Genomic DNA, 19,041 nt, shown 5'->3' on the forward strand with positions numbered 1-19,041 from the left:
ACTGATTCACTGCCATCTAAGTATCTTCTACATATTTCAATTTTTTGTTCTTTTGAAAACTTACTTTTTCTTCCCATAAGAAAACCTCCTCAGCAAACAGTGCTTTTAATTATTTGCACTGTCTACTGGGAGGTCATCATATCATTTCTACGTCCTTTTGTATTGCAGTAATTTTTTCTTTGTTCATTACTTTTATTTTGGAATTGTTTTTGCCTGTTATATTAGCAGCATTAAATACGCCAGCGGAAACAATGAACATGGCAAGAGATTATTTATCAATTTACATTTTAGGTTACATAGCTGTATATCTTTACTTATATTTTACAGCGGTTCTTCGTAGTTTTGGAAATACAATATTTCAAGTGATTGCTATGCTTATATCGACAATTTTAAATATCGTTTTAGACCCTATTTTCATTCTTAAAATAGGATTTCATGGAGCTGCGATTGCGACATTACTCTCACAATCAATGTGTTTAATTTTTATGATTATTTATATTAAGAAACGAAATGTTTTTAAAATTTCATTTGCGGATTTTGATAAAAAAGAAATTATCCCACTAATAAAAAGTGCTGTACCATCTGTAATTCAGCAAAGTATTCCGGCAATTAGTACCACTTTTTTAACTTCGCTTGTCAGCACTTATAGTATTTCTGCCATTGCAGCATATGGCATTACAGGAAAATTAGAAACAATATTATTTTATCCTGCAATGGCATTTAATATGGTTTTGACTTCCATTGTTGGACAATGTATTGGTGCAAAAAGAGTTGACAGAGCAAAAGACTATTTAAAATTATCCTTGAAATATGGGATTACGGTTTTATTTATACTTTCAATTCTGATTATTATTTTTTCAAAACAATTAGCAGGCTTATTTGTTTCAAGCGACCCTGTAGCACAGATTGTAGAAGAATATTTCATTATTATTAGTATTGGATATGTATTAAATACCGTAACAAATTGTTATTTAGGCTGCTTGAATGGAATGGGAAAACCTACAAAGAGTATGATTTTGATGATTTTCTATTATTTAGTTGTTCGCATACCTTTAGCTTATGTTTTTTCATATATCGGGCTTGGTTTAAATGGTATATGGATTGCAGTTTTGATTAGCCATATAATCGCTTGTATTACAGCTATTTTAACTGGTACACACTCATTTAAGAAGAATATAAAAATGGAGGGTTAATTTCCCTCCACTTCCTTAGACTTGATGATTCCGTCAGCAACACTTTCCATGATAACTAAATCCTTATCGGAAAGGTTGTCAAGTTGCTTTTCCAACTGTCGTCTTCTGGTACTTTTATCCAGATCAGACACAGGCAGGAAAAATTCATCAACGGAAATATTGAGTAATGATACAAGGTCATAGAATACCTGTAAACTTGGGTGCTGCCCTTTATTTTCAATATTTGTTAGATAACGTGGGTCAATCTCAATCATTGTTCCCACTTGTTCACGGGTTAAACCCTGTTTCATACGAGCTTCTTTGATGGCAAGACCAAAGGCTCTAAAATCGTACTTATCTTCCTTTTTACGCATATGTAATCACCTCACTATATTCTACAGTTCCTGTTGATTTTCTAACAGGTACAGAAAAACGTATAGCATGGTTTGATAGTTCCTATTATGCGTATAAAAGCAAAAAGGTACTGCCCTGCGGTAAATAAAAAAAACCGTTATTAACAGTACCATTTTTGCGTGTCAAAAAATATCTTTACTTAAATGGCGGTTTGGAAAGCCGCCTTTTTCTTTTTCTAACAATGAAAAATAGCATATTGGTTTTGTTTGGCGGCTCTGGGAGGTAGCCGCATTGAAAGACCTGTATAATCGACAATCTTCAACATATCTGTTATTGTCAAAAAAATCTTAGCTTTCAAAGCGGCACAATATACTCTTGAATGTGGTTTTTTACATTACATAGCAGGAACAATTTTAAAAGCACAAGAACAGCATTTCTTTTATGTCCTTGTGCTTTTTTGCTGCTTAAAAATTTTTTTCAAAATCTTTTCTGAAAACGCAACAAATAGCTGCTGCGTGGGTAGCTACTGTGCGGAAAGGGGGATAGAGGGAAAACAACCTCATCTACTCTCACGCAGAAAGGAGGTGAATCGGCATGAAGTCATCTTCTTTCCAGCAGGCTATTCAAGCACAGTTTGATTGCCTTACAAAGAAAGTCATAAAAAGAGCAGCAATGAAGTATAACCGTGATATTTCAAGACGCTTGAAACATGAAGTTCCGTTTTCTGAAATTTCAGATTTGGAATTGAACAAAGCAGGCGTTTATGACAAGTATTCCAGCGATTATACAGCGTTCAATGTTCTTGGCATGGAAGTACAAGTATCTGACGACCAGTTAAGCAAAGCACTCAAATGTTTGCCAGAGAGAAAACGCAATATCATTTTGTTGTCATACTTTATGGATATGTCTGACGCAGAAATCGGAGAGCTTATGAACGTGGTACGCACTACTGTTTACCGTCACAGGACAAGCACTCTGGAAGAATTACGAAAAATGATGGAGGAGGAATAAGCATGGACAAAGACCAAAAACATATACCGTTTGCTGTGATTGTGGCGGCTACGAATGGTGATGAAACTGCAATACAGGAAATCTTGAATTTCTATGACGGGTACATATCAAAGTTGAGCTTACGCAAATTGTATGACGAATACGGTAACGTCTACATGGTAGTGGATTCTGAATTAAAAGGCAGAATACAGGCAGCAGTCATGGATATGATTGCAAACTTTGAGATAGTCGTAATCTAATCATTCAGACGGGCGGAGCATTTTCCCCTTTCCTCTGCTCCGCTTGTCAATCTATGAAAGTCCATTATCTAGGTAGTGGATTTTCATAGACTGGCAAATACAGTCGGTAGTTCTTTGACAATTGAATAAAGCAGTCAGATACGTTTGATATGCAGCGAGCCAGCGGAAATTGTACGCCATGACCTAAAAAAGCGAGCGATTCATGCAATGATCCGAGAGCGACTTGTGGAATGGTCGTTCTGCCATGACCTGTATATCTGAATAATGATACACTCGCATGGTGCGGTTCTGCTCATAGGAATGAGAATGGTGAAAGTCCAGTGGAGCTTCCAAAGCCATCTGACTGCTTCGGAAACACACAGTAAAGGAGGTGCATAAGGCAAAAATTTTGCAGTCTGTATGTCAGATATAAGCTGCTGATAATCTATCTCTGATATGGTATACTTTCAACTATGATTAGGAAGAAATGCTGTATTAAAAGGGGTAGAAAGTGATATGAAGATATTGTATGTTACAGATTTACACGGAGATAAAAAGAAGTACAGAAAGATTCTGGACGTAGCCATTGAAAAGGAAATCAAAGTCATTGTAAATGGCGGGGATATGTTACCAAAACAATGTGACCGCCACAGTGAGCAATCGTTTTTTATCAATGGATTCCTTGATGAATATTTTGAGGAACTGAAAAAGCAGGACATCACATACCTTGCCATGCTTGGAAATGATGATTTACTGGCAGCAGATGAAATGTTTGACAATCTTTGCGACAGATTTGAAAATGTCTGCAATATAGCTGGTAGGAAATTTTCTGTCAATGGATATGAATTTATCGGCATGAACTATATTTTAGACCATCCGTTCGGTTGTAAAGACAGGGTTGTTACAGAAACACATTATATTCCGCAGCGTCAGTTAAGTCCTGTAGCAGGAATCTCTAATGCTGTTGATTATGACAGGATTTACAACTGGCTGGAATATTCCAGAACAGAATTACCGCATATGTGTGATGTGCTGAAGAAACTTCCATTGCTGGACGATAGACAAAAAGCGGTTTACGTTATGCACATGCCGCCTGCGGGATTGAGATTAGGACAGTTGCGCTATCAAGATTTGGATATAGGCTCTGTTGATATTTACGAATTTCTGAAAGAAAAACAGCCATTTCTTTCTCTGCACGGACATATACATGAAAGTCCTGACACAGAGAAAGGAAAGTGGATAAACCAGATTCATCAGACAACCTGTATTCAGACTGGACAGACGGAACTTAATGACAAATACATGGTTTATGCGGAGATTGATTTTCAGGAAAAGAAGTATGAACGCAAAGTAATCAGTGTAGATTAGCAGAAAGACACCAGAAATGGTGTTTTTTTGTTGGAAGAAATGAGGTGGGATTATAGGAAAAACAGTACAGTCCAATACAATAAAAATAGGAAATACGACCTTTTATGTAACGTCAGTGTTCTCCGGTACAGTGGATTTGCAGCATTTGATTAAAAGGCTGATTCAAAAGGAAATCGAGCAGGAAAACAATGGATATTAAATTGAGAACAGTGTAATAAGCGGCTGAAAATAATTAAGTAGCGTGGTATAATATTAACAGGATATAAGTTGTTTGTTTGCTGTTGGAAAGGAGTAAAAATGACGAAACAGCAAGCAAGATTAAGAGTTAGATTATATGCACGTTTATCCAAAGATGATGGTGACGCTGATAAAGAAAGCAACAGTATCACAAACCAGTTGCAAATGCTCCGATATTATTCAAAGGAAAAAGGATTTGAAATCATTGACGAGTATGTAGATGATGGCTATTCCGGCACAACATTCAACAGACCGGATTTAAACCGCATGATTGAGGACGCTATGGAAGATACACAGCCTAGTGGAATCATGGTAAAGGATATGTCAAGGTTCGGTCGCAACAATGCCATGTTCATGTATTACGTGGAAGAAATCTTCCCGAACAATGACATTCTCTTTATCGCACTGAATGATGATGTTGACACAAGATATGAGGATAACGAGATGATGCCATTCAAATCTATTATGAATGAGTATTATGCACGTGATACCTCAAAGAAAATCCGAAGCGTCAAGAAAACAACTGCTTTAAGTGGCGGGTTCTGCGGTTCATTCGCTCCGTATGGTTATAGGGTTGACCCGAACAATAAGCGTAAACTACTGATAGACCCGGAAACAGCGCCTATCGTCAAGCGTATTTTTGAAATGTCGAAACAGGGAAACAGTGTTCATCAGATAGCAAGAACATTGTGTGAAGAAAAGATTTTGATTCCGAGAGCCTACAGAGCAATGAAGAATGGCACGCTGGAAACAAGCACAGGGTTCCGATTCCCTACCGACTGGGTTGGAAAAAATGTTAAGATGATTTTGGAAAATCAAGTGTATCTCGGTCATATGGTATCGCACAAGACACAGACAAAATCATTCAAGAACAGAAAACTGGTAGCGGTTCCTAAGGAAGATTGGATTGTTGTAAAAAACACCCATGAAGCTATCATTGATGAAGAAACCTTTGAACTGGTACAGAAATTCATCAGTGTAAAGAAAAGACCAAATAAGACTGGACGACCAAATATGTTTGTGGGGCTTGTAAAATGCCCGGACTGTGGACGCAATATGGCGTTCTCCAATCCAAACGGGAGAGAGCCGAGATTTCGTTGCAGGACATATGCCAGAAACAGCAACCTCTGCACAACTCATGCAATTTCCTATGACGCATTAGTGAAGATTGTCATGGACGACATTCAAAAGCATATCAAGAATATGGAAACATTAGGCGACCAGTTCATTGAAGAAATGAGGGTGTTGAGTGAATTCGGCGGCGGTAAGAAAATCAAGCAGTTTAAACAGGAATTGGAACTGGCAGAAAAGCGTATTGCTGAAATTGACAGTATCATAATGAAGCTGTTTGAGCAGAATGTAGCAGGAAAGATTTCTGATGGACGTTTTGAGAAAATGTCTGTAACTTATGAAAATGAGCAGAGAGAACTTGAAGAAAGGCGTAAGGCATTAAAAGAGAAAATCGAAGCCGAGGACTACAAGACGAAAAATACAAACCAATTTTTAGAAACCATACGCAAGTATGAAAACGTAACAGAGTTAAACCGTTCTATGCTGGTTGAACTGATTGATAGTATATATGTGTATCAAGCAGAGGGAACCGGCAAAGAACGTACTCAAAAAGTGGAAATCAATTATAGATTTCTTTGTGAGTCCCAATGTGGTATTGCATGATGTAGTAGGTAAGAACACCAGCCATGACGGTTATGAAAAAGTCGAACATCAAACTATAAGCATATGAAAATGAAGTGAAATAATTACTTATATTATTTTTATGCTACTATGACTTATATCGTTTTTATGCTACGACGACTTGACTATGAAGTGGTTAAGTGTTAAACTTCAATTGAATTCAAAAAACAAAAAGTATCAAACGAAAAGGTAAGGATTGTGGGATCCTTACCTTTTCTAACTTTTATAGTGGTTTAACACTAGGCTAGTTATCGTTTGAAAAATTCGTCTAACCATTTGCAGATGTAATAAGTTAGAACACCTGCCATGACGGTTAACATAAAATCAAAAAACAAAAAGCATCACCCCCTTTCAAGGAGGACGATAACAAAGATATTATATCAAACTGGATCTAAAACAAGTAGTGAATTGGAAAAAGTGCATTAAAAACATAATACGTAAAAATATCCTCCTGGTTACTACCTAGAGGATATTTTCATTTCTAATTAAGTGCTTTTTTATTTAGTGTCCTTAACACGGGGTCTACATTAATATACTCTTTTTCTTAATACTCTATAGAGGATGATTGAAAGAGTAGGAATCATTAAATATATACCAACAAGGATAGCCATATTAAAGAGTATAATCCAGACTCTCTCTTCCATATATAAGCTTATTGATGTGACAACAGTGCTATAGTGCAGTACAGATATTGCAATTGATTCTATACCTATGAGTAGATAGAAAATCTTAGGCATTTTAGCTTTAATTAATAGGAATGTAAGTAACAGCGATACAACTAATAATGGCAGGATTTTGATTAATAAACTGCTATACAAAGCTAGAAGAAAGTTCATCATATTATTCACCTCGATTGTATTAAACCTTTTTTCTATTATGTCACATCTTTAAATTTAGAGTATTCCATCCTCTTCTACTACTTAAATAATATATTATTATCATTAAATAGTCTATATTTTGTGCTTAAGAGACATATTTTCCTGTATAAAAGACATACGCTCTTTACAACTCATAGAAAAGTCTATTAAATATTCACTTTTTCTAGAAAGCGTATACATAATTATTCATAACATGATAAAATATATTAAGTAATAGGTATGAATTATCTATGTTTCCGAAGATGAGGTGAATAAATGTGATAGAAGTAATAGAAAAAATTGGAAATATTGAAAATTTATCATTAAAGAATGAAGAAATGGAAGTTGTTGTCTCAACATTTGGCTGTACTATTATTAAGATGATTGTTGAAGATAAGAATGGAGTAAAAGGTGATGTTGTATTAGGTTATGATGACTTTAATCAATATCAGACTCTAGATGCTTATCTAGGTGCATTAGTAGGTAGAGTTGCGAATAGAATTGGAAAAGGAACATTTGAGTTAAATGGTGAAACATATCATTTACCTATTAATAATGGTCCTAATAGTTTACATGGTGGTATTAAAGGATTTAGTTATCAGATCTTTGATTATGAAATCTTAGATGACTATACTATTAAGTTTACTTATCATGCAAAGGATGGAGAAGAAGGTTATCCAGGTAATATGGATTTTAGTGCTACTTATCATTTAGAGGGTACTACATTAACTATTTCTTATCATGCTACGAGTGATAAGGATACTTTAATTAACATTACTAACCATTCATATTTCAACTTATCAGGACATAAACATAATATCTATAATCACACTTTAAAGATTGATGCTGATTATTATGAACATGTAGATGCAGATGGTCTTGCTACAGGTGAAAAGGAAGCTGTAGAAGGTACTCCATTTGACTTTAGAATACCTGCAAAGATTGGTGAACGTGTAGAAGTAGATCATCCACAATTAAAGCTTGGTAATGGTTTTGACCATCATTTCTTCTTTACTACAGATAAGAACCAAGTTGTATTAGAAGATGAAGAAAGTGGTAGAAGATTAACAGTATCCACTACTTTACCAGGAGCACAGATCTATACCGCAAACTATCTAGATGGACGTATTGGTAAGAATGGTGAACCTTATAATGCGAGAGATGCAGTATGTATTGAAACACAGAACTTACCAGATGCTATTCATATTGAAAAGAATCCAAGCACTATTTTAAGAAAGGGAGAAACATTTGATGCACAGACATCTTATTGTTTAGAGGTAATTAAATAATGAAACTTGCAACACAGATTATTGAAGATATTAGAAATGGTAAGGCAGATGCTTTATTAACTGATATTTATGTAGATGAATCTTTATTAGATACTCAGAAAGAAAGATATATTGCAGCTATTGAAAAGTTCATCTCACTTTATGGTGATAAGGAAGTAGAAGTATTCTCAGCACCAGGTAGAAGTGAAGTATCTGGTAACCATACAGACCACCAGCATGGGGAAGTATTAGCTGCTGCAATTAATTTAGATATTATTGCGATTACAGCACCTAGAGATGGTGAAATTAAGGTATTATCTGATGATTATGATTTAAAGGCTGTAGCTGTAGATGACTTAGAAAAGAAAGCAGAAGAAGAAGGTACTTCAGAAGGATTAATTAGAGGTACTCTTGCACGCTTTAAGGAATTAGGTCTTCATATTGGTGGTTTTGAAGCTTATATGACAAGTGAAGTATTACAGGGTTCTGGTCTTTCTTCATCAGCAGCATTTGAAGTCATGATTGGTACTGTATTATCAGGTTTATATAATGATATGACAGTGAGTCCAGTATTGATTGCACAGATTGGTCAGTATACAGAAAACGTCTATTTTGGTAAACCATGTGGATTAATGGACCAGTGTGCAAGTTCAGTAGGTGCTCTTATTCATATTGACTTTAAAGACAATGATCATCCTGTTGTAGAAAAAGTAGATGTTGATTTCTCTTCATTCCATCATAGTTTATGTATTGTAGATGTTCATGCATCTCATGCAGACTTAACTGATGATTATGCAGCCATTCCTACAGAAATGAAGGAAGTAGCACACTTCTTTGGAAAAGAATTCTTAAGAGAAGTATCAGAAGATGAATTTAAAGCACATATTCCTGAATTACGTGAAAAGATGAGTGACCGCTGTGTCATCCGTGCATTACATTTCTTTAAGGAAGATGCAAGAGTAGAAAAAGCAGTATCTGCCTTAAAGAACAATGATTTTGATACATTCAAGTCAGTCATCAAATCATCAGGAGACAGTTCTTATAAATACCTACAGAATATCTATTCTAACCATGATGAAACAAACCAGGCAGTTTCTATTGCTTTAGGCTTATCTGAAGATATCCTAGGTAATAAAGGTGTATGTAGAGTACATGGTGGTGGATTTGCAGGTACGATCCAGGCCTTTGTAGAAGATGATTATGTAGAAACATATAAGACTGAAATTGAAAAGTATTTTGGTAAAGGTTCTTGTCATATTCTTAAAGTAAGAAAGTATGGCGGTAAGAAAGTAGAATTATAAGCATTAGAAAACCTCTTTGATATGAGAATCAAAGAGGTTTTCTTTACTATAGAATTGATTTTTTCCAAGTGATGTTCTGCTTATCAAAAAATGCATGTAATCTCTCAATATCTTCATTACTGGCATTTTTCTTTTCAAAATAGATTTTAAAGCCTGCTTTACTTGTGAATAATACGACATCTTTAGTTTCTATTATGTTTTTTATATTCGTATATTTTATGGAAGCTTTATTTTCTACTGAGTCTATCACTGTAGTTAGTTTATCTTCATAAAAGACCAAGTCATAGATATAATAATTTGTCTGGAGCGACTTATTGAGCTGTTTTATGATTTTTTTTGATAGCCTTCTTGGTTGAGAACATATAAGTATTAAATTACTAACACTTATTACACTGTAAATAACATGTCCTGCAGATAGGTTCATAAACAAAGTAATCCATGAAAGACAGAATGCAACTATTAGGAATAATGTGTAGAATACAGGAAAGAAGTGAAAGCTGACTTTTTTGAAAGTTGAATAATCCATTTTATTATTTTTGACAGTTAATATTTCCATTTTCGATACCTCGCTATTCATAATATATTAATTTTAACACGTACCAATATCCGTTGCATTAAATATCGATGGTATATATTACAAATTCGGGCAAATTATGATTTCCTCTTTCGATTGATTATTTATTCTGATAAGAAAATCATTTCATGATCTTAGCTGTGCTTGTATACAGAATAGCTTTTTACATCCAATGGTATATCAACTCGAACTTATATTTTACGGAAGTATTAAATCTAAATTCTATTTTGATTAACTGTCTGGATAATATGTTTAAATATACAGAACTAATAGTTGTGATAAACAGGAACAATTAATTTGAACTATTATAATAATCATAAAAGCACAATTGTGTCGATTAAATATAATATAATACATTTGTAAAACGTTTTACAATTTATAAGAAGAGGAGTAAGTAGGCAATGGTTTATTCTAATGAAGAAATTGAACTTACTCTAAACTTCTACTCTATTGCTAAAGTACATTTGGATAATTTAAATCAAGCAATACAGTTTAAAGAGTTGAATGATCACGAAAACAATGAATATATGTTCTACTCACATATTGTATCTAAAGTTAATTATTGGTTAAAAGCACTATTACCAGATGAACTTGAAATTATTGCTTTGCGTAATTTTGAGAATAAAACATTTGATCTTATTTCTATTCATGTGGGTTATGCTAATCATAGTTCTATTGTAAGAAAATATAAGAGTATTATTAACAAAGTGAGAAAACTGAATAATGAACAATTTTGTTAAGAATATAGATGAAGTTTGTTCTATTGTATTATCTATTCTTACAATTGCTATGGATAAACATTGGATTTTATTTATGGTGCTATTACTGTTAAATATTCTTGATACATTAACAGGATGGATAAAATCAAGAATAAATAATAAAGAAAATTCAATGGCAGGATTGAAAGGAATTGCAAAGAAAGTAGCTCAATGGATATTAGTTTTATTATCTTTTATAATTCCAGGATGTTTTGAAGAATTAGGAAATATAATTCACATCGATTTGGCAATATTAACGTTTTTAGGCTGGTATGTTTTAATTTCGTTAATCATTAATGAGTATCGTAGTATTTTAGAAAATCTTGTAGAAGCTGGATTTGATGTGCCACAGATTCTTGTTAAAGGTTTAGAAGTAGCTTCTCAAAACATAGAAAGCATGGTAGAAAACAATGAGTAATTATATTATAGATATTTCGTATCATAACGGGAAAGTAGATTTAAGCAAGGCAAAGGAATCTATTTCTGGTGTTGTAGCTAGATGCTCTTATGGATGGAGTTCTAGAAATATTGACAAGCAGTGGAACAATAATGCGAAACAAGCAAATGAGTTAGGCATTCCATTATTTGCTTATCATTTTTGCTATGCTAGAAACGAATATGAAGCTAAAAGAGAAGCATATTTAGCTTTGCAGGCATGCAGTAAATATCAGGTATGTGTTATTTATTATGATATTGAGTATTCTGATTATCAGGGCAATTTGAGTAATGACATGTATTATAAGATTGCTAAAGCATTTTGTGATGTTATTGAAGGAGCAGGTTATTCTGCTGGAATATATGCCAATCAGGACTGGTTTAAAAACAAGCTTACAAATAATGGCTTTTCTGCATGGACGTTATGGATTGCTAATTATGGGCTCAACAATGGGTATAATAATTGGGACAATAAGATTCAATACAATCCTTTTGGAAATGTATTATTGCATCAGTTCACTTCTAATGCCAGAAAAGGTGTTTTAAAAGATATAAAAGGAATAGATTCAAAGTTTTTGGACTGTAGTTATGATCATGGTCTTATTAATACATTTTATAAGGTAAAAAACAAAACTAGTAATTTAAACGTTGGAGATAGTGTGCGTGTTAAGGCTGGTTCAAAGTGGTATGATGGTCAGTCAATCGCAAATTGTGTATTTAAAAATCAATATGAAGTGATTCAAATCAAAGGTGATAGAGTAGTAATTGGGGTAAACGGTAAAGTAACAGGAGCAATTTCATTAGATAGCTTATATTAATGAAATGCGAAAGGCACAATGGTGCTTCTGAATGAATGTATGATAAAAATGTAGAAAGAATACCGGTATGAATTCTACGTAAAGTAGTTAACAAAATAGGAGGATAGTAATAATGGCAGATGAAAATGTTAGAAAGGCACAGAAATATTTAAACAGTATGTATGGTCATCGTTCCGAATGGGTAAAGCTGGATGAGGACGGTATGACTGGTACAGGTACATGTAAGGGGATTATCAGAGCCTTTCAGATTGAAAATGGAATCTCTCCAGTAACAGGAACAGTAGGAAATATCACTTTAAATAAAATGAGATCTTTAAGTGATATTTCAAAAATGAATGCTAATGATCCAGGAAATCCAAATGTATGCATTCTGCAGTGCGCATTGTTTGTAAAGGGGTATAATGCTGGAGGAATTACAGGAGTTTATTATACGACTGGAGTGAATGCTGTAAAGCAGTACCAGAGTGATGCAGGACTTCCAGTAACAGGCATCATTGACTGGAAAGTTTGGATGGGACTAGTATCAATCAACTGGTTTAAAAAGACAAATGATGGAGACAAGATGATTGTAAAAATTCAGCAGCAGTTGAATGCAGACTGGTCTGATATCATTGGTGTAGGTCCATGTGATGGTATTGTCTCAAGATTTACTTCTTATGCATTAATTGCAGCACTACAGGCTGCTGAAGGTATTTATACAAGCTTTATTGGCAGTATTGACAAAAGAAATTTTGGTGATCAGACAGTGGCAAAATTTCCTGATGTATTAAAACAGGGAAAGAATGGAAGCTATGTAAAGTATAATAAGCTTGTTCAATACGGCTTGTACTTGAATGGATATGATGCTGGAAGATTTGATGGTAACTTTGACAGTAGCACTAAGTCCAAGGTTGAAGCATTCCAGGAGTTCTATGCATTAACTGGAATTGGACTAGTGACATCTGGAGAAGTAAACTGTGCAACAATGAAATCACTTTTAACAAGTAAAGGTGATACAGGAAGAAAAGCAAAGGCATGTGACTGCTCAACAGTATTAAATAAGCAGCAGGCACTAGATATTAAGAATGCGGGATATCAGGTGGTAGGTAGATATCTGACAGGAACAGCAAATAGAAAGAGAAAGTTCATCACATTTGAAGAAATCAAAAACCTTGAAAGTGCTGGATTAAGAGTATTCCCTATCTATCAGGATGGTGGATATAAAGTACAGTATTTTCAGAATCTGAGTCAGGGAATTGAAGATGCACATACAGCAATTACAGCAGCTAAGAGAATCGGTGTTCCTAAAGGAACAACCATCTATTTTGCAGTAGACTTTGACTGCTATGATTATCAGATGAAATCATTTATTGTCCCATACTTCGAGAAACTGAATTATGTATTTAAGAGTGAAACAAATAATAAAAAATATAAAGTCGGAATTTATGCACCAAGATATATCTGCTCTTATATCAGTAATAAAGGCTTAGCAGAATACTCATTTGTAGCTGATATGTCAAGCGGATACAGTTGCAATTTAGGTTATCGTATTCCGGAGAATTGGGCATTTGATCAGTTCTTTGAATTTAATGAGAGAACAGGTGGGCAATTCCCTTCAAGTCCTTCATTTGATTTAGATAAGGTAGGCTATTCGGGTAGTGATAAGGGTATTACAACATTTGATAAAGTGGATTATATGTCACCGGATGAACTGGCAGAGAAAAACTCAGATCAGATGATAGAAGAACAAAAAGATCAATTCGTTTGTAATATTCTAGAAAAATTAGGATATTTAAATAAAGTTGTTAAGTCAAACATTGTATACGAGAAAGAGTCTACAGTTGCTGCAATTCCTACAGATGGATGTACAATTTTTGTATCTTATAAAAGTTCCCATACTTTTACACCTGATAATGAATTTAGTAAAAAACCTATTTATATTGAAATGGATAATACCGGATTGTTAACTACAACATGTGATAACCAAATTAAGGATTTGACTGCTGGCTTGGAGATTCAGGGAAAAGATATCGTAAGAATACTAGATGGTACAGTAGATGGCCTAAGGGAAGTGGCAATCTCTATGAAGGCTGGAAAAATTGGTATGAAGGTTGGAGTAAAGGATAATTGTCCTGTATATACAATTCTCTTCACAACAAAAGATATTCTTCCTGATCGAGATACAGTAGATTATGAAATGACAACTGAAATTAATTTTAAAATCATGCCTAGTATTTCAGGTGATGGTAAGCAGCCAAAATACGAAATCAATTGGGAAAAAGCATTAGAAGTAGACCCAAGTAAAACGGCTACTTTAATGTTATCTTTAACATTCAGAACTACTGAATGCTTACTTGCTATAATTGCATATTTGTTGTCAAAGAAAGTTATCGTTTCCGTGAGTAATTAATATTCCTATATTAAAATATGATATGCTATAATGTAATACATATGAGGGGGGAATAAGTATGGAGATTACAATAAAAAATAATAAGCTAAATTATGAGATATTAAAGAAGAATGGCCAATATTTTTTCCCATCGAGTTTTGTATTAATTTTTAAACTGGTTTCATTATATTATATTGTATTGATATTAATAAGCATTTTTAGGAATAGATTTAAGCTATGGACAATATTTATTGTACCGTTAGCAATTATCATTGTTAAAATACTGATCAATTATTTTGCTAGAAAATTAATAGATGTTCAAAAGGAATTATTTAATAAAGAAGAAACCTCTTTTGATTTAGTGTTTTTAGATAACGGCATAGATGTGGTAGAAGAAACACAACATCATTTAACGGAATATAAAAGCATAAAAGAAGTAATCGATTCAGGAACACTTATTGTGATTCAAGTTAAAGAAGATGCACCTATTTATTTTGAAAAGAAGAACGCTACAAAAGATCAATATGAGGAAATAAGGAATATCTTCGAAAAGAATAATATACTTTGTAATATGAAAGAACTCTAAATGATCAATCTATTTTTATTTGATAGCGAGTGACTTAGAAGTTAGTAATACTTTTTCTTTTCATAAATAGAATAAGAGTACATGGGAAGCTACCAAAGAATATAATAAACTGGTAGCTTTTTTGTTGAACAAAGCAACAAGATTTAATTGATAGTATATAATTATTATTTATTATGTTAGAATATCTATAGTTGTAAATATTCTTGGTTTGTGAGGTTAGACAGAATGGAACTATTAACTGTTAAAAATAACATAATAAATTATTCGAATTTAAAAAAAGTAAGATTCTTCTTTTTTCATTTTATATACAAATTCTTTGTTCTATGCGGAGCAGTCTTAGCATTATTAGCCGCATTGATTAGCGTATCTAATGGTGATATGTTTGATTTTATTAAATCTTCTCTATTATTAGTTATTTTGTGTATATTACCTTTTGTTCAATCAGAAGTTATGTTGAAAAGATTCATAAAACTTCAAAAAGAAAAATATGGATCAGATCAGGTAAGTATCGATTTAATATTTGATAATGATGGAATTATTTCAGTTGAACAATCTACTCAAAATAAGAGTAAAATCATGTATAAGGATATTAAACAAGTTATAGAAACAAAAGAAATTATATTAATTATAAGTAAAGCTGGATATACAACATTTTTTGAAAGAAAAAATGTGGAATTAAATGATCTCGAAAAATTAAAACAATTCTTTGATAAACAGAATATTCTATGGGAAAAATCAATATGTAATATATTTTAAGCTTGATAAGTTAACTTCTGAAATAATTATAAGTAGGACAGTAAATGATGCAAGATGGGCTGTTCATTACGACAGCCCTTTACTAATAGGGGGTTTATTCCCCTGTTTTTTTTATGTATACTTGATTAAAAGCGAGGTAATAAGAAAAATGTTATTTAATACACATACACATTTAAATAGTGAACAATTATTTGAAAATCGTGATTTATATATTCAGAATGCAATAGATAGAGGTGTGAAGTACTTTACTGTTGTAGGTTATGATTTAGAGTCTTCACGTCTTGCAGTACAGATAGCGCATGAGTATGACTTTATTTATGCTGCAGTAGGTATTAGTCCTAATGATTGTAAAGAGACAACAGATGAGGATTTAGAGGCAATAGAAGCACTTGCGAAAGATCCTAAGGTTGTTGCTGTAGGTGAAATAGGATTAGATTACTATTGGGATGAAGCATCTAAAGAAAAACAGATTGACTGTTTTAAGAAACAGTTAGAAATAGCCAAGAGATTATCTTTACCTGTTACTATTCATGCCAGAGATGCTTATGAAGATACATTTGATATACTTTCTAAGTCTGGTGTAAAGGGTATTATGCATTGTTATAGTGGAAGTTATGAGATGGCTTTAAGATTCATTAAGATTGGTTATTATATTTCTTTGGCAGGTCCTGTTACTTTTAAGAATGCGAAGGTTCCTAAAAGAGTGGCTGAAGGCGTAGATTTAAACTATCTACTTGTAGAAACAGATGACCCTTATCTCACACCAGCACCTTATAGAGGAAAACAGAATGAACCAGGTAATGTCTATTTTGTTGCTCAGAAGATTGCTGAACTAAAAGGATTAAGCTACGAAGAAGTCGCCAAACAGACAACAGAGAATGCACTTGAAGTATTCCAGTTAAAGAAATAGTAATTAAAATAGAGTATAATATAGTCTATCAGGAGGCTTTTTATGAACATTTATGATAAGCTCGAACAATTATCACTTACAGAAAGTGAAAAAACACTTATAGATTATGTTATAGAACATTCAGAAGATATTATGAATATGTCTGCTTCAGATATTTCTAAAAACAGCTATGTGTCTGTTTCTACTATTTATCGAATTATTGATAAACTAGAACTTTCAGGTTTACAGGCATTTAAATCCCATATCCATTTTGATCGTGAAAGATACCAGAAAGAACTTGTTTCAGTAGACTATAACTATCCTTTCAGGATCAATAACACAAACCATGAAATCATGACTAAAATGTTGAATCTCTATGACCAGACACTTCATTCTACTTTAAACCTAGTGAATCTAGATGAATTTGGTAAAATTGTCCAGAAGATGTATGATGCGAATGTTATCGCGTTATTTCCTTCTATAGGTAATTTCTTCATGGCTGAGTGTTTTAGACAGAACATGTTAGAAATAGGTAAGGATGTCATAGTAGAAAAACAGATTTTCTATCAAACAAAGGTGGCTGAAACATTAAAAAAAGGAGATCTCGCAATCGTGATCTCCTATGCCAATAGAACACCTCATGTAGAAGATTTCATCCGTGTGATGAATAAGAACCAGGTGACAACTGTTCTTATCTCTTCTACTAAAGAGAGTGAATTATCTAAACTTGTTGATTATCATCTCTATTTTGCATCGTATGAAGATTCAGAAGAAAAGATTGCATCTTTTTCTTCTAGAGCTTCATTACAGTTCTTATTAGACTGTTTGTATGCATGCTATTTTAATAAAGATTATGAAAAGAATATAGACTATCGTATTGAACACTATATAGAACTCTCTTAGTTCTGTGTTGTACTTAATATCATAGTCCCAAGAAGAATATATTCCTGCATGTTATCTACTTTGGTAATAGGCGGAATATATTTTTTTGGTATAAGAGTGGCCATTTCTTCATATAGAGGAAGTACATGAGGAATAAAGTCACAATAGAGAACTAATTCTTCAGGACTTAATAAACTGATAATAGAAACAAGAGTACGTGATACAACCTCAATACATCCTTCAGGAGACATACTGAGTGTCATTTTATCTTCTGTTAAATCTAAAGGAAGAAATTGTACTTCTCCCACTAAGTTATGCATACCATGTAGTAGGCAGTTATCCACAATAATACCTGCACCACTTAATGCATGAATAGGCTGGAATAAGAAAGCCAGTGAACTTACTTGATCTTGTGAAGAATAATAACCTACAGCCGCTGCATTGACATCATTACATATACATACAGGCAAATGATAACGTTCAGTGAGGACATCTTCTAATCTCTCTGGTGTTTCCCATCCGACTAAACTTGTAGAAGACACATAACCATCATCAATAATACCTGGGGTCGCAATACCAATATAACGAATACGAGGATAATGAAGTCGGGCAATATCAATAATGTCACAAATATCCTGAAGATTAACTATAGGTTTGATTACTTCGTTATCTAATAGTATTTCTTGATTCTTATCATATACACGATAAGCAACATGAATGGATTGTTTATTACGGAAAATGGAGAGAGCTAATGTCTTATGTTTAATTTCTACATCCAACATAACAGGTAAAGGAATCTTCTGATCAGATTGGTTCTTTTTAATCTCTAATGATTCTTTCACAAGTGTAAAGATGGCTTTTACATCATATTTCGCAAATACTTCAGGTGGCACATTTAAGACAATTTTATCTTTAAGAATATCACATGCTTTAGCATGTAAATAAGAAATCTGTGGTGCTAAGAGAACTACATCATAATCCTGTGCTACATAGTATAAATTATTATAACCACTTGCTTCTGTCACATAAGGAAGACTCATTAATTTAGAGGCTTCATTCATCTTCATCGCAAAATAGCTAGTTGTTAATCCACCACTACAGCACAATAGAATCTTAATCGTAGGTGATTCACCAATATGTTTCATGTAATGAGTGAGTTCTTTAAATAACTTCATTGTATGATTCAATGTTTTCATCTGGAAATGTAGATAATATTCAGTCTCACCAGATTGTGTATTGGTAGCTTTAAACTCTATGATATTCAATGGATTAAAGACAATTTCAATATCTGCATGCTTATTATAGAAATGAATCTCTGTATAGTCTTCATTCACTTTTGTTTCAAAGTCAGGCACTTCCTGCAATAGAATCCATTTCGCAAAGAGTATTGTATAAATATCACTTAAGAAATCATCCATGAATATCACCTCCATGTTCATATTTTAACATACTCCCAATCCTTAAATACAGTAACGCTCGAAAAATGAAAAATATATA

At 33.2% G+C, this 19,041-nt stretch carries 19 protein-coding genes; 15 read left to right on the top strand and 4 right to left on the bottom strand.

Annotated elements, in window-relative coordinates; genetic code table 11:
* Positions 1-113 precede the first annotated feature (113 nt).
* Positions 114-1,193, top strand: coding sequence for an MATE family efflux transporter (locus H8909_RS03700; RefSeq protein WP_202985898.1), 1,080 nt, complete (start codon positions 114-116; stop codon positions 1,191-1,193).
* Here H8909_RS03700 and H8909_RS03705 read toward each other — a convergent pair.
* Entirely contained in the window at positions 1,190-1,546 is a 357-nt protein-coding gene (locus H8909_RS03705) for a helix-turn-helix domain-containing protein (protein ID WP_032091080.1), read from the bottom strand. The genes H8909_RS03700 and H8909_RS03705 overlap by 4 nt on opposite strands.
* Positions 1,547-2,120: 574 nt before the next feature.
* Here H8909_RS03705 and H8909_RS03710 point away from each other — a divergent pair.
* The 4 genes from H8909_RS03710 (at position 2,121) to H8909_RS03725 (ending at position 6,034) form a co-directional block, all read left to right on the top strand.
* On the top strand, positions 2,121-2,537 hold the full coding sequence (locus H8909_RS03710; protein ID WP_005335591.1) for a sigma-70 family RNA polymerase sigma factor: 417 nt from the start codon (positions 2,121-2,123) through the stop codon (positions 2,535-2,537).
* 2 nt (positions 2,538-2,539) lie between these two features.
* Entirely contained in the window at positions 2,540-2,776 is a 237-nt protein-coding gene (locus H8909_RS03715; RefSeq protein WP_018596002.1) for a helix-turn-helix domain-containing protein, read from the top strand.
* Positions 2,777-3,271: 495 nt separating this feature from the next.
* On the top strand, positions 3,272-4,123 hold the full coding sequence (locus H8909_RS03720) for a metallophosphoesterase family protein (protein WP_187011887.1): 852 nt from the start codon (positions 3,272-3,274) through the stop codon (positions 4,121-4,123).
* 297 nt (positions 4,124-4,420) lie between these two features.
* Positions 4,421-6,034: a recombinase family protein gene (locus H8909_RS03725; RefSeq protein WP_187011888.1), complete on the top strand. Its 1,614-nt coding sequence runs from the start codon at positions 4,421-4,423 to the stop codon at positions 6,032-6,034.
* Between the two features lie 545 nt (positions 6,035-6,579).
* Here the strand turns inward: H8909_RS03725 and H8909_RS03730 are convergent.
* Positions 6,580-6,891, bottom strand: coding sequence for a hypothetical protein (locus H8909_RS03730; RefSeq protein ID WP_187011889.1), 312 nt, complete (start codon positions 6,889-6,891; stop codon positions 6,580-6,582).
* 296 nt (positions 6,892-7,187) lie between these two features.
* On the opposite strand from H8909_RS03730, the gene H8909_RS03735 reads away from it, so the two are divergent.
* Both H8909_RS03735 and H8909_RS03740 read left to right on the top strand, forming a co-directional pair.
* Positions 7,188-8,198: an aldose epimerase family protein gene (locus tag H8909_RS03735; protein WP_187011890.1), complete on the top strand. Its 1,011-nt coding sequence runs from the start codon at positions 7,188-7,190 to the stop codon at positions 8,196-8,198.
* Positions 8,198-9,478: a galactokinase gene (locus H8909_RS03740; protein WP_187011891.1), complete on the top strand. Its 1,281-nt coding sequence runs from the start codon at positions 8,198-8,200 to the stop codon at positions 9,476-9,478. The genes H8909_RS03735 and H8909_RS03740 overlap by 1 nt, the downstream gene beginning before the upstream one ends.
* A 46-nt stretch (positions 9,479-9,524) precedes the next feature.
* On the opposite strand, the gene H8909_RS03745 is transcribed toward H8909_RS03740, so the two are convergent.
* A complete protein-coding gene (locus H8909_RS03745; RefSeq protein ID WP_187011892.1) occupies positions 9,525-10,034 on the bottom strand; it encodes a hypothetical protein in 510 nt (169 codons plus the stop codon).
* Positions 10,035-10,453: 419 nt separating this feature from the next.
* Here H8909_RS03745 and H8909_RS03750 point away from each other — a divergent pair, with 419 nt between their 5' ends.
* The 8 genes from H8909_RS03750 (at position 10,454) to H8909_RS03785 (ending at position 17,565) form a co-directional block, all read left to right on the top strand.
* A complete protein-coding gene (locus tag H8909_RS03750) occupies positions 10,454-10,792 on the top strand; it encodes a hypothetical protein (RefSeq protein WP_187011893.1) in 339 nt (112 codons plus the stop codon).
* A complete protein-coding gene (locus H8909_RS03755) occupies positions 10,776-11,228 on the top strand; it encodes a phage holin family protein (protein ID WP_187011894.1) in 453 nt (150 codons plus the stop codon). Before H8909_RS03750 ends, H8909_RS03755 begins: the two co-directional genes overlap by 17 nt.
* On the top strand, positions 11,221-12,063 hold the full coding sequence (locus tag H8909_RS03760) for a GH25 family lysozyme (protein ID WP_187011895.1): 843 nt from the start codon (positions 11,221-11,223) through the stop codon (positions 12,061-12,063). The genes H8909_RS03755 and H8909_RS03760 overlap by 8 nt, the downstream gene beginning before the upstream one ends.
* A gap of 112 nt (positions 12,064-12,175) precedes the next feature.
* Positions 12,176-14,452 carry a glycoside hydrolase domain-containing protein gene (locus H8909_RS03765; protein WP_187011896.1) on the top strand — a complete coding sequence of 759 codons (2,277 nt, stop codon included), beginning with the start codon at positions 12,176-12,178 and terminating at the stop codon, positions 14,450-14,452.
* Between the two features lie 58 nt (positions 14,453-14,510).
* Entirely contained in the window at positions 14,511-15,017 is a 507-nt protein-coding gene (locus H8909_RS03770; RefSeq protein WP_187011897.1) for a hypothetical protein, read from the top strand.
* Between the two features lie 225 nt (positions 15,018-15,242).
* On the top strand, positions 15,243-15,773 hold the full coding sequence (locus H8909_RS03775) for a YcxB family protein (RefSeq protein ID WP_187011898.1): 531 nt from the start codon (positions 15,243-15,245) through the stop codon (positions 15,771-15,773).
* Between the two features lie 148 nt (positions 15,774-15,921).
* Entirely contained in the window at positions 15,922-16,683 is a 762-nt protein-coding gene (locus H8909_RS03780) for a TatD family hydrolase (protein ID WP_055234927.1), read from the top strand.
* 42 nt (positions 16,684-16,725) lie between these two features.
* A complete protein-coding gene (locus H8909_RS03785; protein WP_187011899.1) occupies positions 16,726-17,565 on the top strand; it encodes a MurR/RpiR family transcriptional regulator in 840 nt (279 codons plus the stop codon).
* Here the strand turns inward: H8909_RS03785 and H8909_RS03790 are convergent.
* Positions 17,562-18,962 carry an ROK family protein gene (locus tag H8909_RS03790; protein ID WP_187011900.1) on the bottom strand — a complete coding sequence of 467 codons (1,401 nt, stop codon included), beginning with the start codon at positions 18,960-18,962 and terminating at the stop codon, positions 17,562-17,564. The genes H8909_RS03785 and H8909_RS03790 overlap by 4 nt on opposite strands.
* Between the last annotated feature and the right edge of the window lie 79 nt (positions 18,963-19,041).

The sequence above is a fragment of the Catenibacterium faecis genome, from assembly GCF_014306455.1.
Lineage (GTDB): Bacteria > Bacillota_I > Bacilli_A > Erysipelotrichales > Coprobacillaceae > Catenibacterium > Catenibacterium mitsuoka_A.

Excerpts from the sequence above, each read along its gene's own strand:
- H8909_RS03705 (WP_032091080.1), bottom strand. The coding sequence starts at position 1,546 with ATGCGTAAAAAGGAAGATAAGTACGATTTTAGAGCCTTTGGTCTTGCC.
- H8909_RS03710 (WP_005335591.1), top strand. The coding sequence starts at position 2,121 with ATGAAGTCATCTTCTTTCCAGCAGGCTATTCAAGCACAGTTTGATTGC.
- H8909_RS03715 (WP_018596002.1), top strand. The coding sequence starts at position 2,540 with ATGGACAAAGACCAAAAACATATACCGTTTGCTGTGATTGTGGCGGCT.
- H8909_RS03720 (WP_187011887.1), top strand. The coding sequence starts at position 3,272 with ATGAAGATATTGTATGTTACAGATTTACACGGAGATAAAAAGAAGTAC.
- H8909_RS03725 (WP_187011888.1), top strand. The coding sequence starts at position 4,421 with ATGACGAAACAGCAAGCAAGATTAAGAGTTAGATTATATGCACGTTTA.
- H8909_RS03730 (WP_187011889.1), bottom strand. The coding sequence starts at position 6,891 with ATGATGAACTTTCTTCTAGCTTTGTATAGCAGTTTATTAATCAAAATC.
- H8909_RS03740 (WP_187011891.1), top strand. The coding sequence starts at position 8,198 with ATGAAACTTGCAACACAGATTATTGAAGATATTAGAAATGGTAAGGCA.
- H8909_RS03745 (WP_187011892.1), bottom strand. The coding sequence starts at position 10,034 with ATGGAAATATTAACTGTCAAAAATAATAAAATGGATTATTCAACTTTC.
- H8909_RS03750 (WP_187011893.1), top strand. The coding sequence starts at position 10,454 with ATGGTTTATTCTAATGAAGAAATTGAACTTACTCTAAACTTCTACTCT.
- H8909_RS03755 (WP_187011894.1), top strand. The coding sequence starts at position 10,776 with ATGAACAATTTTGTTAAGAATATAGATGAAGTTTGTTCTATTGTATTA.
- H8909_RS03760 (WP_187011895.1), top strand. The coding sequence starts at position 11,221 with ATGAGTAATTATATTATAGATATTTCGTATCATAACGGGAAAGTAGAT.
- H8909_RS03765 (WP_187011896.1), top strand. The coding sequence starts at position 12,176 with ATGGCAGATGAAAATGTTAGAAAGGCACAGAAATATTTAAACAGTATG.
- H8909_RS03770 (WP_187011897.1), top strand. The coding sequence starts at position 14,511 with ATGGAGATTACAATAAAAAATAATAAGCTAAATTATGAGATATTAAAG.
- H8909_RS03775 (WP_187011898.1), top strand. The coding sequence starts at position 15,243 with ATGGAACTATTAACTGTTAAAAATAACATAATAAATTATTCGAATTTA.
- H8909_RS03780 (WP_055234927.1), top strand. The coding sequence starts at position 15,922 with ATGTTATTTAATACACATACACATTTAAATAGTGAACAATTATTTGAA.
- H8909_RS03785 (WP_187011899.1), top strand. The coding sequence starts at position 16,726 with ATGAACATTTATGATAAGCTCGAACAATTATCACTTACAGAAAGTGAA.
- H8909_RS03790 (WP_187011900.1), bottom strand. The coding sequence starts at position 18,962 with ATGGATGATTTCTTAAGTGATATTTATACAATACTCTTTGCGAAATGG.